Origin of the sequence: Pseudomonas sp. CCI3.1 (assembly GCF_034313985.1) — a bacterium.
Taxonomy (GTDB): Bacteria; Pseudomonadota; Gammaproteobacteria; order Pseudomonadales; family Pseudomonadaceae; genus Aquipseudomonas; species Aquipseudomonas psychrophila.
The window spans coordinates 4,061,816-4,078,975 of sequence record NZ_JAVIWO010000001.1 but is presented as its reverse complement, the minus strand read 5'-3'; the positions used below and the strand labels follow the sequence as shown (position 1 = coordinate 4,078,975).

Sequence of the window (17,160 nt, the reverse complement as noted above, 5' to 3'; positions counted from 1 at the left end):
CCGTGTGAAGCGCTGTGTTCTCACAGGCTTCTCACACTCACAAACCCGGAGTTCAGCCCGAACACCTCAACCCCCTGGGCAGTGGATTGGCCAATCGTGACCTCGCGCCGCACCACTGGCGCGTCCAGGTTTTCACGGTGCTCTACGAACATGGCATCACCGGCCTGTTCCACGGCTGCGTGGGGGATGATGAAACTGTTCTCGTTGCGGTATGTCACGATGGTCATGTGCACACTCATGCCCAACCGGACATTTTTGAAGTCGCCATCCTCGGGGGCATTTACGGTGATGGTGACCGGGAATCTGGCAGCACTACCAGCGTTGTCATCCTGAACGGCCAACTGACTGATGGCGCTGACGTAACCACTGAGTTGCCGCCCCGAAAAGCCATCGCCGGCTATAGCTACGTCCTGGTTCAGGACAAATTTGTTCACGTCCGACTCCGCCACTTGGGTAACAACCTTGAGACCTTTCATGTTGCCCAGCTTGATGAGTTGCTGACCTGTAGCCAAAAGAACGCCCCGGTGCAGCCCCCCCGCTTCGCCCGCTGTCGACTGCGGCGCCCCAAGGGACAACACAACACCCGAAAACGGAGCATGGAGCGTCTTGTGCTCCAGCAAGGCGCTTAGCTGTTGATGGGCGATGGATGCATTCTGGTACTCCATATCGGCAATGGTTCTGGCCTCACCCTTGCCGGCTGCCTGCACATGCTTGAGCTCGCTTTTGGCAGCCGTCAGCTCAAGCGACTGCAGGTTATGTTGCTGCTTCAAGGCATCGCGCTCGTTACGCGGAACAATACCTTTTTGATACAGCTCCTCGACCTGAGAAAGCTCAAGTTCAAGACTGCCCGCATACAGTTCGGCCACTCTGAGCGCTTGCCTGGCTCGCATCATCTGCTGCCCCGTCGCCCATGCCTCGTAGACTTCAATGGCCTGCTGCATTTTCAGTTTGTTGGCCAGAGCATCCCTGACCTTGATTTCTAGCAGCGCCGTATCGAGCGACAGTAATGCCTGCCCCTGTTCGACCTGCATACCGGGCCGCAACTCATTGGCCAAGGCAAAACCTTCAAAAGGAGCAGTGATGATGGTTGTCTCAACCGGTTCGATTTTGCCGACCAGGCCGATTTCATGCTCCAGCTTCTGACTACTGACCGCCACCCAGGTAACGGGGCCGTCCGGGGTCGCCGGCAGGAGCAAAACCAGGGCCAAGGTCAGCAGCAGGCCCAAAGCTGCAAAATACTTCCAGCGCCCCGCCAGGGCATTGGACCGATCAAAAACTCTCAAGTGATATCTCCCAGCTCTCCAGCATCACGCCCAGCAGCACATTCAGCTGGGCTCTGGCATCCAGATATGAAATCTTCGCGCTCAAATTGGCATCTTCAGCCGCACGTAAGTCGGCTTCAAAACTGATGATTTGAAAGTTGCTGGATCGGCCAGCATTCAACTTGTCGTTCTCGATGGACAGCTTGCGCCTGGACAGGTCCATGACCCGCTGGGAAATTTCAAGCTGACGCCAAAGAGTGTTCAGGCCCCGAACGGAATCGGTGATCTGACGCTTCAAATCGATAAGCGCCTCCTCCTGATACAACTGCTGCTGCTCAACCAGAGTCTGGGCATTGACCTTGGCCTGGCGGATGCTGATATCTCCAATAGGAATCTCCAGCTTCAGACCTGTGTAACTGTCCCACGTCCGATTGGAGCCATTGATGCTGTGATTGTCCCGTTGCTGATTGACGCCTGCCACCAACGACACATCCCAACGCCCCCGGTCTTGCGCGACCAACAGGTTGATCGATGCCTGTTCGCTCTGTAACAGCGTCGCCAGGTATTGCGGCTGCCTGGCCTGCGCCACTTTCAGCGCAGTCGCCTGATCAATATCAAGCCGAGTCACTTGCAGGGTGTCACTGGCACGCACAGGCGTCTCCAGATCGAGTGCCAACAGCTTGAGCATCACTAATCGACTCGCCGCCAACTGATTTTTCGCCTCTTCTACCGCCAACTCCTGTGTCGCGATATCCGCCTCTATCTGGACAACGTCAAACTCCGCTACTCGACCCGCACCAATCAGCTGTTTGTTGATATTGAGCAGCGAGACGGCCCGACCAAGCGCCGCCATAGCAAGCGTTACCTGAGTCTGGGATTTCATCAGCGTACGGTAGGCCGCGATGATGTCGTACACGGTTTTGGATACGCTCGCCTTCACATTCAACTGGTTGACTTGCTCGGTCAATTTGGCCAGGCGCAAGGGTGCCGTCGTGACTTCTTTACCTGTCCCCCTGAGCAACGGTTGAGTCAACGTCAGCCCCAGGCCATCACTGCTCATGTCACCCGAATTTTTCGTGGCATTGAGCTGCTGGTTCCAGCTCAGATCAATGTTGGTCCCATACTCACCCAGCAGGCTCACCTTGGGCGTAATGCCAGTAGAGCGACTGCTGTCGACGCTGCCCCTGGATAGCCGGTGAGTACCACTGAGCTTGAGTTTTGGGTTGAACAGGTCATCTGCCACGAGCAAATCGAACTTCTCCCGCAAACGCTGGAGCTTGAGGCTGCGGATGCTGTAGTTGCGGCGTAAGCCCAACGAAACAGCTTCAGCCAGGGACAGATCGATGGAGTGCTGACTCAACAAGTCACTGGGCAACTCGCTCTGGTGCGGCACGCCGGCGTCGACTCGAGCAGGGGCGGCTGCCAGCTGTTTCGACAGGATCAAAACACAGCACGCAGCGCTTGTAACAACCGCTAATTTAATCATCACGGAGCGCCTCTACAGGCGTAAGGCGCGAAGCCGCAATTGCAGGTTTCAACCCAAAGAAAACGCCGACCAGTAACGTGCTTAAAACGCCCAACGGGATGGACAGCATCGCCAACTCAAATGCCCACCCCGATATCACGGCATACAGCCAGGCCAGCGCTATACCCACGCCCGCACCCAACACAGCACCCAGCGTACTGAACGCGAGCGCTTCGATTAGAAACAGATTGCGTATGTCCTGGCGGCGAGCGCCAATAGCCATCCGCAAACCGATTTCAACACGTCGCTCGGAAACGTTCATATACATAACATTCATAACCGCCACACCGCCGCCCACCAGAGCAATAGCACCGAGTGCTATCAACAGATAATGGAACGTTCTATTTTGGCGGTTCATACCCTCGATTATCTGTTGTGGAACCATTATTTGAACTGAACGAAATTCAAAAGTACGGGCCAACTGATCATGTAACCGCAGGGCAGCGATTTCAATATTGAGCGGGGGAGGAACACGGACAATCAGATCACGCAGCGCGGTCTGGCTTTCTACTCGGGAAATAGCATGCAACGGTATAAAGACCGAATCATCGACAACAACAGGACTGACCATCGAGTTCGTCTTCGATTTCAAAATACCCACAACCTTAAACAAGTAGTTATTGATATTAAGCCAATCACCTACTTGGATTCTAGAACCTCCTTCACTCAATGAGACGGCTACTTGATGACCGAGAACAACAACGTTTTCTTCAAAATCAAACTCATGCAGGAATCGCCCCTTAAGTAACGACAGCGCGATCACATTAAATAAAGAAGACTCGGTCCCGACAAGGCGGGCATTGACTGAACGATTATTAAACACCAGACTGATGGAGGCGAATACTGTCGGTGTTATCTGCAGCCCAGGGAGATCCAACCCCTCGATTTTCGCAGCATCTATAGAGAGCAACGACACCTGCGCATCCTCTTTATCCGGCAACTGTGCGACTAACGTATCGGTCCCCATACCCTGAAATATAGAGGCAGCATCGAGTCCCGCGTTGTGCCCGATATTGATGATCGCAACAATGGAGGCGCTGCCTATTACGATACCCAGAAGCGCCAAGGCCGAACGTCTGGACAATGTACGGAAACTGTCAAGTGCATCTTCAACAGCCTGATTCAATGGGAGCATTATTAACGTACTCAAAGGACGGATGCTCCCATCTCCTCAACCCTGCCACCCCGCACCCTGATTTTTTTTTGCATCAGATGCGCAACTTGATTGTCGTGGGTCACAATCAACAACGTGACCCGTTGTTCTTTTTGTATCGACAACAATAACTCAAGTATTTCACGGGCAGTTTCACTGTCCAGGCTACCCGTCGGTTCATCGGCAAGAATCAAGGAGGGTTGACCTATGAGCGCGCGTGCAATCGCCACTCGTTGCTTTTGCCCCCCTGACAAATCGGCAGATTTGAAGCGGGCACGATCCGCCATTCCAACCCTGCCTAACATCTGCATGGCTTGTTCTAGAGCGCGCGCACGATCAACCCCCCTATAACGGAGCGGTAAGGCCACATTCTCCAGAACACTCAAACGGGCAATTAAATTATAATGCTGAAAAACAAATCCTATTTCTGACTTTCTAAGCATTGCCAACTCATCACTCTGAGCATTTGCAACTGAATGCCCCATCAGTAGATAGTCGCCCTCATCAGGAAAATCCAGCAAACCGATAATGCTCAGAAGCGTACTTTTACCTGAGCCAGACGGCCCAACAATAGCGCATGTTTCTCCCACACCCACCTGAAAATTGACATGTTTTAAAACCTGAAGGGTCTTTGCGTCATGACGGTAACTTTTACTGATACCTTTCATAGAAATACATATCAAATTATCCATGACAACCCTTAACCCTTTAAAAACAGTGACTCGTTGTTAGCCCAGGAGAGGGAGAGCACGCGAATACGACAACTGCATGACAGGAGAACGCAATCACTACCTTTTGAACATCAAGCAATCTCTTTAGACACACATAAGAACAGCGAGGAATCTTACTTTTCAAACCGCGCGCACCTGCGGGTGACTTTACACCGACAAGAGCGCGCAGCCACTACACTATCCGCAGACAGCCATCAACACTGCCCGCACAAACATAAACAACTTACTGAGCAAGTACTGCAGAAGCCTTACACTTCGGATCCTTCCCAGATTTATCAAAAACAAACTCAACACCAACACTAACCGGATAGCCTGGAACCTGATGCAACCACCTGCTCAAAGACACACTACGCCAAGTGTCGTCCTGCCTCAAGTTATCCGCCGAGTAAACACTCATAGCCGTGGTAGTATTCGAATGGCTCATACCCATATTAAGATTGGCTTTATTACCAGCACTCTTATTGTCAAACCTGAAGATTTTGTACTTTTGTATATGCGCCGAAATGGCACGTGTTTTCGGGTCTATAGTATATACACCAGTCGCACGCCCACCAAAATCACCACCGTTACAACCAACCGCAAATTCTTTGGTTATCAAATTAGAATTAGCACTCGCAGAAACACTTACAAACATAGCGCTGCTCGCAAGCGTACAAGCAACCAGGGCCAACCTAAAAGATCGATCAATCATCATGCGCACCTTAATTTATAGTTGTAATTTACTTAGTTCCTAGACTGAAACTAAGAACGTCAATTTGATCATCTCACCGTATGGATATATGCAAGCAAAATCTGGCCGGTATGTAGGGCAAAAAACCACGGCAAGTCCACGGACAAAGCGGCGCCCCCCCAGGATCGGAAGACCGCTATTTCACCGTGGTGGTTTGCTCGCCAAATGACAGCTCGACGATCGTCGAGGCTTCAGCGGGTCTTTTCGGCGCAACCTATACCAGAACAACTGGGCTTTGAACGACTTGGGAGATGAGCTTCGTTGGCGCATTTAAGGGCTATCGCGCCCGCTTAAAATGGACTGCCCCCGTTTCGTATTGCGTAGGTTGGGCCGCTATCGCCCAGGCGATACGCGCCAGCTTATTGGCCAAGGCTCACGCCACTACATTGGAGTGATTAGCCGTTTGGGGACGCTCGTGCACCAGCGACTCGCGCCTACGGTGCAGCATGGAGAGGGTTTGCCGGGATTCGGTTTGGGGCGCAACTAAAAGCATCGAGGAACGCGAGACCTCAACACCACGACGCAGCGCGGCATGTTGCCGAAAACCGCATCATCTGCGCTCGGGAGCATTTTTTGCGAAACACCTCGCGGCCCGACTTGTCCTGGCCGTGAAGGCGCACAGTATGTTTGCCCAGATCGATACCGATCAGTGCGGACTCGCTCATGATGATGGCCACCGAAAACAAAACACCCTGTGAAAGCGAAGCCTTCACAGGGTGTTGGGGGTGACCACCTGATTAACCCGCGCTCCTCTCGAAGGCGGGGTTTTTCAGTCTGGCTATCTTAGTGCGCGTAAGTCAGCAGCAACTCGGCGGGCGCTTTGAAATCCAGGGACATCATGACGCTCAGTGCGGTAATGGTGAAGATCGAGAACACGAACAGCTTGCGTGCCCAGACCTTGTCGTCGACGGCCTTGTAGCCCGTCCACGCCATGTACAGCCAGTACATGCCCATCGCGGCAGCCACGGCCATGTAGCTCATACCGGCGTAACCGCCAAGGGTGAGCATCAGGGTCGCGATCAGGAACGCGAGGATGTAAAGCAGGATGTGCTTCTTGGCAACCTTGATCCCGCGCTTCACGGGCAACACCGGAATCGATGCGGCCAGGTAATCGTTGAAGCGGAAGATCGCGATGGCGTAGGAATGCGGCATCTGCCACAGGCTGAACATCACCAGCAGGGTCAGTGCGGCCATGTCGAAGCTGTTGCTCACTGCGACGTAGCCGATAACCGGTGGCATCGCACCCGACAGACTGCCAATCAGCGTGCCGTGAACCGACTTGCGCTTGAAGTACAGGCTGTACAGACCGACGTAGATCACAAAGCCGATCGCCGCGAACAGAGCCGCCAGCGGATTGGCTACGCGATACAGCAGGGCAAGGCCGGCAACCCCCAGCAAGGTGGCGTAAATCAGTGCCACCTTGAGGGAGATCAGGCCTTGGACCAGTACGCGGTTTTTGGTGCGGTCCATCTTGATGTCAATGTCGCGGTCGATGCAGTTGTTAAACACACAACCGGACGCTACCACCAGGGAGGTGCCGATTACCGCGGCCAGGAACAGGGCAAGATCGAAATGCCCCTTCGAGGCCAGGAAAAACCCACCTGCCACAGAAAGCACGTTACCGAAAATGATCCCCGGTTTGGTGATTTGGATAAAGTGCTTAAAGGACATCGGGTCTTACCTCACTTCGCCATCATTTCAGTGTGGATGCTGAACATGATCCACAGGGACAAGCCCACCAGCAGCACAATAACCAGGGCCGCGAATACCAGCGCCGTGACGTTGTTGCGTTGAGCAGGCGAGCGGTCCAGGTGCAGGAAGTACACCAGGTGAACTACAACTTGCACCACGGCGAACAACAGCACGATCGCCAGCGTGGTGAATTTAGGCAGCGATGGGTACATCACCAGCCCAAACGGAATAACGGTCAGGATCACCGACAGGATGAAGCCGATTGCATAGGACTTCACGCTGCCGTGATTGGCGCCGTCGGAATGTGCGTTAGCCATTACAAAGTCCCCATCAGGTAAACAACGGTGAATACGCAGATCCAGACCACGTCCAGGAAGTGCCAGAACAGGCTCAGGCAGCTCAGACGGGTCTTGTTGGTCGAAGTCAGGCCGTTTTTCTGCACCTGATACATCATGATCGCCATCCAGATCAGACCGCTGGTCACGTGCAGACCGTGGGTACCCACCAGGGTGAAGAACCCGGACAGGAAGCCCGAACGGCTAGGGCCGTAGCCTTCGGAGATCAACAGGTGGAACTCGTTGATTTCCATGGCGATGAAGCCTGCACCGAGCAGGAAGGTCATGCCCAGCCAGAACAGCACCTGCTGCTTTTTGCCCTTGAACAACGCCAGCATGGCGAAGCCGTAGGTGATCGAACTGAACAGCAACAGGGCAGTTTCACCCAGTACGTATGGCAGCTCGAAGATGTCGTGGCCCGACGGGCCACCCGCTACGTTGTTAACCAGAACTGCATATACCGCGAAGATCGACGCGAACAATATGCAGTCGGTCATCAGGTAGAGCCAGAAACCAAATATGGTTGTCTCGCCCGCGTCGTGGTGTTCCTCGTGCTCATGGTCGTGACCATGAGCGTGTCCAGCAGTGGTCGCTAAGTTCGACATGGTTTAAGCCTGTTCCAACTTGGTTTCAACACGGGAAGCCGGGATTGCTTTTGCGGCTACCAGACGCTTGTGCTGCTCAGCCTCGATACGCTCGATGGTCTCAACCGGCACCATGTAGCCTTGGTCATCACGGGCAGCGTGGGCAACGAAGACCACGACAGTGCCGACCAGACCAACGATGGCCAACCACCAGATGTGCCAGATCATTGCGAAACCGAACACGGTCAACAAAGCACCCATGTACACACCGGTTGCGGTGTTGTTAGGCATGTGGATCGGCGAGTACTTGGCCGGGGCCTTGTACGCAGTACCGTTTTCCTTGGCTTCGGTGAACGCGTCGATGGTGTCGACCCGTGGCACTACAGCAAAGTTGTAGAACGGAGGTGGCGACGAAGTCGACCATTCCAGGGTGTGGCCATTCCACGGATCGCCGTGCTCGCAGGCGTTCTCTGGCAGCTTGCGGTCACGTACGCTGACGTACAGCTGGATCAGTTGGCAGGCAATACCGATTGCAATCAGTGCTGCGCCGAACAGAGCAACGTACAGGTAAGGCACCCACTCAGGGTTGGTGCTGGCGTTCAGACGACGGGTCATACCCATGAAGCCCAGCGCGTAGAGCGGCATGAAGGCTACGAAGAAGCCGACGCACCAGAACCAGAACGCTGCCTTGCCCCACTTCTCGTTCAGTTTGAAGCCGAACGCTTTAGGGAAGTAGAAGCTGAAGCCTGCGATGTAACCGAATACCGCGCCGCCGATGATCACGTTATGGAAGTGAGCAATTACGAACAGGCTGTTGTGCAGTACGAAGTCAGCACCCGGGATGGCCAGCAGTACGCCGGTCATGCCGCCGATAGCGAAGGTCACCATAAAGCCCAGGGTCCACAGAACCTGGCTGGTGAAGCGCAGACGGCCCTGGTAGATGGTGAACAGCCAGTTGAATAGCTTGACCCCCGTCGGGATCGAAATCAGCATCGTCGCCAGACCGAAGAAGGCGTTGACGCTTGCACCCGAACCCATGGTGAAGAAGTGGTGCAGCCAAACCATGAAGCCCAGCACCGAGATCGCGCCGGAGGCGTAGACCATCGAGTGGTGACCGAACAGACGCTTGCCGGTGAACGTGGAGATAACTTCGGAGAAGATACCGAACGCCGGAAGAATGAGGATGTACACCTCAGGGTGACCCCACGCCCAGAACAGGTTGACGTACATCATTGGATTGCCACCAAGTTCATTGGTGAAAATGTGGAAATCCATGTAACGGTCAAGTGTCAGCAGTGCCAGGGTAGCGGTCAGGATCGGGAACGAAGCCACGATCAGGACGTTTGCCCAGGTGCAGGTCCAGGTGAAGATCGGCATGTCCATCAGCTTCATGCCAGGAGCACGCATCTTCAGTACGGTCGCCAGGAAGTTAACCCCGGTTAACGTCGTACCTAGCCCCGATAGCTGGAGTGCCCAGATGTAGTAGTCCATCCCCACGCCCGGACTGTACTGCAAACCCGACAACGGCGGATAAGCAACCCAACCGGTCTTGGCGAATTCGCCGACGCCCAGGGACAGGTTGACCAGCACAACGCCGGACACCAGCAGCCAGAAGCTCAGGGAGTTCAGGAACGGATAAGCAACGTCACGTGCGCCGATCTGCAGCGGCACTGCAAGGTTCATCAGGCCGGTGAAGAATGGCATCGCCATGAAGATGATCATGATCACACCGTGAGCGGTGAAGATCTGGTCATAGTGCTCAGGCGGCAGGTAGCCAGGCGAACCCTCGGTGGCCATGGCCAACTGGGTACGCATCATGACGGCATCGGCAAAGCCGCGCAGCAGCATGATCATGGCAACGATGATGTACATCACGCCGATTTTCTTGTGGTCGACTGACGTTAGCCATTCGGTCCACAGGTAAGTCCACTTCTTGAAGTAGGTGATTGCCGCAAACAGCGCCAGACCACCGAGCGCGATCATGGCAATGGTGACCATGACAATCGGCTCGTGGAACGGGACCGCTTCCCAACTTAATTTACCAAACATCGTTTACTCCTCTGCCCCGGCAGCTGAATGCGAACTTGTGTCCACCCCATCGATCCCGGCCACTTCTTTCTTCTCGTGCTTGACCGGCTTGCCTGGAGTCATACCTTCGTACTTGTCGACGATTTTCTGAAACAGGTTCGGTGTGTACGAGGAGAACAGCTCAACGGGATTGTTCTGGCTTGGTTTGCTCAAGGCTTCGTATTCAGCTTGTTCAAGCTGTTTAGGTGATGCTTTGACTTCACTTACCCAGGCATCGAATTCAGCCTGAGAAGTCGCGATCGCTTTGAATTTCATGCCGGTGAAACCAGCGCCGCTGTAGTTGGCAGAGATGCCTTCCATTTCAGCGTTGCGGTTGGCAATCAGGTGAAGCTTGGTCTGCATACCGGCCATGGCGTAGATCTGACCGCCCAGGCCCGGAATGAAGAACGAGTTCATGACCGTGTCAGAAGTGATACGGAAATTGACCGGTGTGTTGGCCGGGAACACGATCTTGTTGACGGTGGCGATACCCTGTTCCGGGTAGATGAACAGCCACTTCCAGTCCATAGCCACCACTTCGATGGTAATCGGCTTGACGTCAGATTCGAGCGGACGATACGGGTCCAGCGCGTGGGTCGATTTGTAGGTGATCACGCCCAGGGCGATGATGATCAAAATCGGCACGGTCCAGATCACAACTTCGATCTTGGTGGAGTGCGACCACTTCGGCGTGTAGGTAGCGCTGGTGTTCGACGCACGATATTTCCACGCGAAGACCAGGGTCATAATGATGACCGGCACTACGACCAGAAGCATCAGCAACGTAGCGGTGATGATCAGATTACGCTCTTCGACCCCGACCTGCCCCACTGGATCCAGCAGCGTCCACTTGCAACCTCCCAGCAGCAACATGCCGAAAAGTGGCAATAAGCCAAGGAGTCTGGGGTACCTTTTTTTAGTCATCTCACGACCTCTAAAACAGCTTGCACAATGCAGTTGGTTTTTTTCGCCAACACTTCGCCCTGCCAAGGGTTGGCTCTTTTCCGGAATTGAATAAAAGCCTGCTCTATCACCATCAGGTGAACGGGCAAATTCCGGGTTAGCAGTGATTTCTTATTCGATACGTGGTCAATGGCCTTGTCACAGACCAATTCCATTTGGTGCGGAACTTAGAAGGGTTGCCAGTACCTGGGAGTCGCATGGGACGCCTGTATTGAACAACCCAGTCGGCCTTCAACTTCCCGCTTGGGCTCAGGGATGAGCAGGCTGGACGTTCAGTGCGGGCGATTGTAGTTAGGTAGCTCTCTATAAACCATGTCTCATCCGGAAATAATTCTTCTCGGCCTAGGTAACAATCCCTACCTATTATTACGCCCCGCGCTTTGACACCCCCCTTGCTCGTGGCTGTAGCACGCCATTACCCCTCGATTTCAGCGCCCCTTTTTAGCGCACGACAACCACACCCCTACCCCTCCTGAACGCCCAAATAAAAAGGGCTACAGCCGATTTGCGTTGAGTCTCGCCACGTACTTTTCAACCCCGTCATCAGCGTCAAAACGTCTCAGAGCCGTTACACGAAGTCATACGTTTGAAAGACCGTCTGTCAGATGAAGACACGCCCTGCGACAAACGCTCCGTGACAATATGTCGCAGTGTTGCGCACCCTTTTTCCACCCCCGGTTAACACCCTCTTTACATTTGCGCGCGGACAAAAAAACGCCCCGCACATCCAGAGGAAGAACGAGGCGCCTCATGGCAAATTTAACGCTTTGCTTAGCTGGCTTTTTGACGGTTGCGGTAAATGCCCAGAGGCACCAGCACGGCAGTCATCACAAAGGCCACGAGTGCCCACTGCGCCAGCGACAGGCCGAGCACGGGGGGGTAAGGGGTTGAGCAAAAGCCGTCCACCTGAAACCCCAGCGGGAAGATCGCCGCCAGTGGCAAGCCATCGACAATCGGCTGCAACGCGTCAAGACCGCAGCTGACTGCCGGGTTGGCCAGGATGTAGACGTGACGTCCGGCAGCGGCGATTCCACCAATGGCGCTCAGCACCACCAGCACTTCAAGCACCGTAAGGCTGCGCCGGGTAGGCATCGCGGCGCCGATAAAGGCAAAGATCGCGATCAGCAGCAGGGCATAGCGCTGCAGGATACACAGCGGGCAAGGCGCCTCGCCAAGCACGATCTGCATATAGAGGGCGCCGCCGATCAGCGCCAGGCAAATCAGCCCGAGCAGAACCAGGAAGCGCTTCTCCCGGCCCAGTTGCAACATGTCATTCGTCATCCCGCGTCCCTTAGCCTGATTGTGTGTAAGCCGCGCAGTTTACACCCAGACCTGATGCCTGGATGTATCTGAACGTTACCGGGAAGGTCTCGCAAGGGGATTAATGGGGGATTAAGGTTACTTCAGCTCTGCCGCCGGGCCGAAGAACTCGTAGCGGCTTTGCTTCTCAGGCACACCCAGTGCTTTGAGGTGACGTTTGACCGCCCCCATGAAGCCTTTGGGCCCCAGGAAATAAGCATCCAGGTCGCGCTCTTGCGGTAACCATTGCGCCAGCACTTCCTCAGTCAAAAGCCCTACATGATTTGCAGATTCGCCCTGCTCGTCGTAGCAGTAAAAACGCTTCAATTGAGGGTGCTGATCGGCCAGTTCATCTACCCAGGTGCGGAAGGCGTGCACATCGGCATTGCGGGCACAGTGGATAAAGTGAATCGCACGCTGTGTCGCCAACGCTGCCTCAAGCATTGCCAGGGTCGGCGTAATACCCACGCCACCGCTGATCAGCACCAGCGGTTTTTCGCTGTCGGTCAGCGTGAAGTCGCCCGCTGGCGGGAACAGTTCCAGGGTGTCGCCCACGTTCATCCGGTCGTGCAGGAAAGTGGAAACAACCCCGCCGCTCTCGCGCTTGACGCTGATGCGGTAACGACCGACCTGAGCCAGCGCAGAAAGTGAATAGTTACGACGGACTTCTTGACCATCAATCATCAGCTTGAGGCCGATGTACTGACCCGGAGCAAAATCAAGGATTGGCTGCTGATCGACCGGACGGAAGTAAAACGAGGTGATCTCAGCGCTTTCCTGGATCTTGGCCGCCAGCTTGAACGCTCGCCCGCCGCGCCAGCCGCCTGGGGCAGCTGCTTTTTCGTCGTAAATGGCGGCTTCGGCACCGATCAGGATATCGGCCAGCTGGTTATAGGCCGCACCCCAGGCACTCAACACTTGAGGGGTAGCGATATCGCTGCCCAGCACTTCCTCAATCGCCCGCAGCAAACAACTGCCGACAATCGGGTAATGCTCCGGCAGGATTTGCAGCGCAACATGCTTGTTGATGATCTTGGCAACCAAATCGCCCAACTGGTCGAGCTGGTCGATGTGCCGCGCATACATCAGTACACCGTTGGCCAGTGCACGGGGCTGATCACCACTGGCCTGGTTGGCCTGGTTGAACAGAGAGCGCACCTGCGGGTATTCGGACAACATCATGCGATAGAAATGAGTGATCAGCGCCTCACCGCCGCTTTCCAGCAAGGGTACGGTGGATTTAACGATGGCACGATCCTGAGCAGTAAGCATAAGGTAACTCCTGGGCACGTAGGCTTTAACAATTACTCTTTACCTATCAGCTTTCGTGCCAACATTTAAATCCTTTAAAATCAATACCTTAAAGAATATATAGTCATTTTGACTCATACTCATTTATAGTCATAAAGACTATACGAGGTCAAAATGACTGCAAAACTGCTACTCACCACCCTGTTGCCACTTGTGGCTGACTTGTCCCGCGACCTGCCCGAGAGCGAGCGCTATCGACGCTTGCTGCACGCCTTGCGCGCCCTGCTCCCCTGCGATGCCGCCGCCCTGCTGCGGCTGGACGGCGAATGGCTGGTGCCGCTGGCGGTCGATGGCTTGAGCCTCGATACCCTCGGGCGACGCTTCAAGGTCAGCGAGCACCCGCGCTTTGAAGCGCTGCTCGCGAGCCCCGGCCCTACCCGATTCCCTAGCAATTGCGAGCTGCCAGACCCGTATGACGGGTTGGTAGACGGACTCGCCGAGCACCTGGAAGTCCACGACTGCATGGGCTGCCCGCTGTTTGTCGACGAGCGCCCCTGGGGGCTGCTGACGCTCGACGCCCTGGACCCAAAACGCTTTGAGCCGATCGAACTGGACGACCTGCAGGCCTTTGCCAGCCTGGCCGCCGCTACGGTCAACGTGGCTCAACGCATCGAACGCCTGGCATTGCGGGTGGAGGACGAACAGCAGAAAGCCGAGCTCTATCGACAGGCCAACGGTTCACCCAATAAAGAACTGATCGGCCAGAGCAAGATTCACAAGCGCCTGCTTGAAGAAATCGCCTTGGTGGGCGGCAGTGATCTGACAGTACTGATCACCGGCGAGACCGGTGTCGGCAAGGAACTGGTGGCACAGGCCATTCACGCGGCCTCGCCACGGGCGGATAAACCGCTGATCAGCCTGAACTGCGCCGCCCTGCCCGACACCCTGGTTGAAAGCGAGCTGTTCGGTCATGTGCGCGGCGCCTTCACCGGGGCAACCAATGACCGGCGCGGAAAATTCGAACTGGCCAACGGTGGCACCCTGTTTCTGGATGAAGTGGGCGAGCTGTCCCTGACCGTGCAGGCCAAGTTGCTGCGGGTGCTGCAAAGCGGGCAGTTACAGCGCCTGGGCTCGGATCAGGAGCATCAGGTCGACGTGCGGCTGATCGCGGCCACCAACCGCGACCTGGCTGAAGAAGTGCGCAGCGGTCGCCTGCGTGCAGACTTTTATCACCGGTTGAGTGTGTATCCGATCAGAGTGCCGGCATTGCGTGAACGCGGGCGTGATGTGCTGTTGTTGAGCGGTTTTTTTCTGGAGCAAAACCGCTCGCGCATGGGCCTTGGCAGCTTACGCCTGAGTCCCGATGCGCAAGCCGCTCTGGTGCAATATTCCTGGCCGGGTAACGTGCGCGAACTGGAGCATTTGATCGGCCGCAGCGCCCTTAAAGCCTTGGGCAGTTGCACCACGCGACCGCGCATTTTGACCCTGACGGCGGCAGACCTGGACTTGCCAACCACCCCCCCAAGCGCTGCGGCAATTGAGCCCCTGAATGTACAGCAGCCCATCGGCGATTTGCGTCTGGCCACTGATAACTACCAGCGCCAGCTGATCAGCGCCTGCCTTGAACGCCATCAGCACAACTGGGCCAGCGCTGCGCGGGAATTGGGCCTGGACCGGGCGAACCTGGGGCGCATGGCCAAACGACTGGGCCTGAAGTAAACCTGCCGCTCCCACAAATTAAAGCCCGCCCGGTTAAGGTCGATAACGCTGTATCGCTCCCACCACAGAAGGTTTTTATGTCATCGAACAATGCCCGCGCAGATTCACTTTCGCTTCTGCTCTTCACTCTGCGCAGCGGCAAGTTGTTGGCGATCAACCTGCTCAAGGTCAGTGAAATCATCCCCTGTCCGCCGCTGACCAAAATGCCCGAGTCGCACCACAATGTGAAAGGCATTGCGGTGTTGCGTGGCACGGCGTTGTCGGTGATTGACCTTAGTCGGGCCATCGGCGAGCAGCCGTTGCTCGATCCTGATGGCGGCTGCCTGATCGTGACCGATGTCAGCCGCTCCAAGCAGGGCCTGCATGTACAGGCCGTGAGCAAAATCGTGCACTGCCTGAGTACGGATATTCGCCCACCGCCCTATGGCTCCGGCAAACGCTCGTATATCACTGGCGTAACCCAGGTCGACGGCGTGCTGGTGCAGGTGCTGGATATCGAAAAAGTGATCCACGGTATCGCTCCGGCAAAAGTCGAAGGCGCAGAGCAAAACCTCAGCAGGGAAGAATCCAGGCTGCTGGCCAACGCTCGAATACTGGTGGTCGACGACAGCCAGGTGGCGTTGCAGCAATCGGTCATTACCCTGCGCAATCTGGGCCTGCACTGCCACACGGCGCGCAGCGCCAAGGAAGCCATCGAGCGCCTGCTGGAACTGCAAGGCACACCGGACCAGATCAATGTGCTGGTGTCCGATATCGAGATGTCGGAAATGGACGGTTATGCCTTCACCCGCACCGTGCGTGACACCCCTGACTTTGCGCACCTGTACGTGCTGCTGCACACCTCGTTGAACAGCTCGATGAACAGCGAAAAAGCGCGCCTGGCCGGAGCCAATGCGGTGTTGACCAAATTCTCTTCGCCCGAGCTGACGCAGTGCTTGATCCTGGCGGCTCGCACGGTTGCCGAGCAAGGTTACTGAGACACATGAGCGAGTACTGCCTGTTACTGCGCAAAGACCTGACTCGCCCGTTGGCAGCCGCTTGCTGGCCTGCCGATGTAAGCGTTGTGGCCCTGAGCGAGGAGCTGATGCAACCGGTGCATACCTTGCTCAGCCAGGGTTACAGCGATGGCAGTGGCACTGTTGATTCGCTCGAGGAGTGGCGCCACAGCCTGCTGCACGACGCCGAATTCGACCCGCAGTTGTGCTTGATCGCACTGCGTTCAGGCGTGGTGGTGGGCGTCGCGCAAGGCTGGACCAGCGCTTATCTGAAGGATTTGGTGGTGCATGCCGGACATCAAGGGCAAGGCATTGGCCAGGCGTTGCTGGCGCGAGTGTTTGCGGTGTACGCACAACGCGGTGAGGCCTGCGTTGACCTGAAGGTCATGGAGGGCAACACCACGGCCCGTCGTTTGTACGAGCGGGCCGGGATGGTTCAGGTGCAGCGCATCGAGCTATAGATCAGCGCTTGCCCATGGTTTTACGGGTGCCGTGTGGCGGTGCGCCAGGGGTTGTGTCGTGGCCGCCGAGGCCGCTTTTCTGGTAGTACGCCTTGCCCTGGGACTTGGCCTTGGCAAACTCGGAAGGCTTGAAAGGGAAAGTGAACGCTGGGATGACCGGTTTTTTCGGGGTCTCCAGAGTGGTTTCATTTTCAACCAGTTCAGTGTCCGGGGCATCAGGAGCCGTCGTTTGTGTAGGGGTAGTCATGAAAGCTCCGAAATACGGTAAAAAGTCAGGCCAAGTGGCGCAATGCCGCGCAGTATACCTGTGCGCCCCCTGTGCGTTGCACTCACTGGTCGTAAAAATCATCAATCTGCCCGCTCCCACAAAAATGACCTGCCGGATGTTTTACT

The 17,160-nt window shown here is 55.6% G+C and carries 16 protein-coding genes and 1 pseudogene; 3 read left to right on the top strand and 14 right to left on the bottom strand.

What is annotated here, in order from left to right; translation table 11 throughout:
- Window positions 1–20 precede the first annotated feature (20 nt).
- From RGV06_RS18730 to hmpA, 13 genes and pseudogenes are all read right to left on the bottom strand, one after another.
- Entirely contained in the window at window positions 21–1,283 is a 1,263-nt protein-coding gene (locus tag RGV06_RS18730) for an efflux RND transporter periplasmic adaptor subunit (protein WP_019823740.1), read from the bottom strand.
- On the bottom strand, window positions 1,270–2,748 hold the full coding sequence (locus tag RGV06_RS18725) for a TolC family protein (protein WP_322150825.1): 1,479 nt from the start codon (window positions 2,746–2,748) through the stop codon (window positions 1,270–1,272). Before RGV06_RS18725 ends, RGV06_RS18730 begins: the two co-directional genes overlap by 14 nt.
- Window positions 2,741–3,937 carry an ABC transporter permease gene (locus RGV06_RS18720; protein WP_416194561.1) on the bottom strand — a complete coding sequence of 399 codons (1,197 nt, stop codon included), beginning with the start codon at window positions 3,935–3,937 and terminating at the stop codon, window positions 2,741–2,743. Before RGV06_RS18720 ends, RGV06_RS18725 begins: the two co-directional genes overlap by 8 nt.
- Window positions 3,934–4,632, bottom strand: coding sequence for an ABC transporter ATP-binding protein (locus tag RGV06_RS18715; protein ID WP_019823745.1), 699 nt, complete (start codon window positions 4,630–4,632; stop codon window positions 3,934–3,936). Before RGV06_RS18715 ends, RGV06_RS18720 begins: the two co-directional genes overlap by 4 nt.
- Before the next feature lie 262 nt (window positions 4,633–4,894).
- On the bottom strand, window positions 4,895–5,362 hold the full coding sequence (locus RGV06_RS18710) for a hypothetical protein (protein ID WP_046808692.1): 468 nt from the start codon (window positions 5,360–5,362) through the stop codon (window positions 4,895–4,897).
- Between the two features lie 433 nt (window positions 5,363–5,795).
- Window positions 5,796–6,066, bottom strand: a pseudogene (locus RGV06_RS18705) (IS110 family transposase); the annotation flags it as partial.
- A 118-nt stretch (window positions 6,067–6,184) separates the two neighbouring features.
- On the bottom strand, window positions 6,185–7,072 hold the full coding sequence (cyoE, locus tag RGV06_RS18700) for a heme o synthase (RefSeq protein WP_048351145.1): 888 nt from the start codon (window positions 7,070–7,072) through the stop codon (window positions 6,185–6,187).
- A gap of 11 nt (window positions 7,073–7,083) precedes the next feature.
- Entirely contained in the window at window positions 7,084–7,410 is a 327-nt protein-coding gene (gene cyoD / locus RGV06_RS18695; RefSeq protein ID WP_016779556.1) for a cytochrome o ubiquinol oxidase subunit IV, read from the bottom strand.
- On the bottom strand, window positions 7,410–8,033 hold the full coding sequence (locus RGV06_RS18690; protein ID WP_037031938.1) for a cytochrome o ubiquinol oxidase subunit III: 624 nt from the start codon (window positions 8,031–8,033) through the stop codon (window positions 7,410–7,412). Before RGV06_RS18690 ends, cyoD begins: the two co-directional genes overlap by 1 nt.
- 3 nt (window positions 8,034–8,036) lie before the next feature.
- A complete protein-coding gene (gene cyoB, locus RGV06_RS18685) occupies window positions 8,037–10,061 on the bottom strand; it encodes a cytochrome o ubiquinol oxidase subunit I (RefSeq protein WP_019823753.1) in 2,025 nt (674 codons plus the stop codon).
- A gap of 3 nt (window positions 10,062–10,064) precedes the next feature.
- Window positions 10,065–11,003, bottom strand: a complete 939-nt coding sequence (gene cyoA / locus RGV06_RS18680) for a ubiquinol oxidase subunit II (RefSeq protein WP_019823755.1) — start codon at window positions 11,001–11,003, stop codon at window positions 10,065–10,067.
- A gap of 810 nt (window positions 11,004–11,813) precedes the next feature.
- Window positions 11,814–12,323, bottom strand: a complete 510-nt coding sequence (locus tag RGV06_RS18675; protein WP_046808694.1) for a disulfide bond formation protein B — start codon at window positions 12,321–12,323, stop codon at window positions 11,814–11,816.
- Window positions 12,324–12,440: 117 nt separating this feature from the next.
- Entirely contained in the window at window positions 12,441–13,613 is a 1,173-nt protein-coding gene (gene hmpA, locus RGV06_RS18670) for an NO-inducible flavohemoprotein (RefSeq protein ID WP_019823762.1), read from the bottom strand.
- A gap of 153 nt (window positions 13,614–13,766) precedes the next feature.
- Between hmpA and norR the strand changes: the two genes are divergently transcribed.
- From norR to RGV06_RS18655, 3 genes are all read left to right on the top strand, one after another.
- A complete protein-coding gene (gene norR / locus RGV06_RS18665) occupies window positions 13,767–15,311 on the top strand; it encodes a nitric oxide reductase transcriptional regulator NorR (protein ID WP_048351147.1) in 1,545 nt (514 codons plus the stop codon).
- A 77-nt stretch (window positions 15,312–15,388) separates the two neighbouring features.
- Window positions 15,389–16,288: a chemotaxis protein gene (locus RGV06_RS18660; RefSeq protein WP_322150821.1), complete on the top strand. Its 900-nt coding sequence runs from the start codon at window positions 15,389–15,391 to the stop codon at window positions 16,286–16,288.
- A gap of 5 nt (window positions 16,289–16,293) precedes the next feature.
- A complete protein-coding gene (locus RGV06_RS18655) occupies window positions 16,294–16,767 on the top strand; it encodes a GNAT family N-acetyltransferase (RefSeq protein ID WP_019823766.1) in 474 nt (157 codons plus the stop codon).
- Window position 16,768: 1 nt separating this feature from the next.
- Here RGV06_RS18655 and RGV06_RS18650 read toward each other — a convergent pair whose 3' ends face one another.
- Window positions 16,769–17,014, bottom strand: coding sequence for a hypothetical protein (locus RGV06_RS18650; RefSeq protein ID WP_019823768.1), 246 nt, complete (start codon window positions 17,012–17,014; stop codon window positions 16,769–16,771).
- Between the last annotated feature and the right edge of the window lie 146 nt (window positions 17,015–17,160).

Excerpts from the sequence above, each read along its gene's own strand:
- RGV06_RS18710 (WP_046808692.1), bottom strand. The coding sequence starts at position 5,362 with ATGATTGATCGATCTTTTAGGTTGGCCCTGGTTGCTTGTACGCTTGCG.
- RGV06_RS18650 (WP_019823768.1), bottom strand. The coding sequence starts at position 17,014 with ATGACTACCCCTACACAAACGACGGCTCCTGATGCCCCGGACACTGAA.
- RGV06_RS18715 (WP_019823745.1), bottom strand. The coding sequence starts at position 4,632 with ATGGATAATTTGATATGTATTTCTATGAAAGGTATCAGTAAAAGTTAC.
- cyoA (WP_019823755.1), bottom strand. The coding sequence starts at position 11,003 with ATGACTAAAAAAAGGTACCCCAGACTCCTTGGCTTATTGCCACTTTTC.
- norR (WP_048351147.1), top strand. The coding sequence starts at position 13,767 with ATGACTGCAAAACTGCTACTCACCACCCTGTTGCCACTTGTGGCTGAC.
- RGV06_RS18690 (WP_037031938.1), bottom strand. The coding sequence starts at position 8,033 with ATGTCGAACTTAGCGACCACTGCTGGACACGCTCATGGTCACGACCAT.
- RGV06_RS18660 (WP_322150821.1), top strand. The coding sequence starts at position 15,389 with ATGTCATCGAACAATGCCCGCGCAGATTCACTTTCGCTTCTGCTCTTC.
- hmpA (WP_019823762.1), bottom strand. The coding sequence starts at position 13,613 with ATGCTTACTGCTCAGGATCGTGCCATCGTTAAATCCACCGTACCCTTG.
- cyoB (WP_019823753.1), bottom strand. The coding sequence starts at position 10,061 with ATGTTTGGTAAATTAAGTTGGGAAGCGGTCCCGTTCCACGAGCCGATT.
- RGV06_RS18655 (WP_019823766.1), top strand. The coding sequence starts at position 16,294 with ATGAGCGAGTACTGCCTGTTACTGCGCAAAGACCTGACTCGCCCGTTG.
- cyoE (WP_048351145.1), bottom strand. The coding sequence starts at position 7,072 with ATGTCCTTTAAGCACTTTATCCAAATCACCAAACCGGGGATCATTTTC.
- cyoD (WP_016779556.1), bottom strand. The coding sequence starts at position 7,410 with ATGGCTAACGCACATTCCGACGGCGCCAATCACGGCAGCGTGAAGTCC.
- RGV06_RS18725 (WP_322150825.1), bottom strand. The coding sequence starts at position 2,748 with ATGATTAAATTAGCGGTTGTTACAAGCGCTGCGTGCTGTGTTTTGATC.
- RGV06_RS18675 (WP_046808694.1), bottom strand. The coding sequence starts at position 12,323 with ATGACGAATGACATGTTGCAACTGGGCCGGGAGAAGCGCTTCCTGGTT.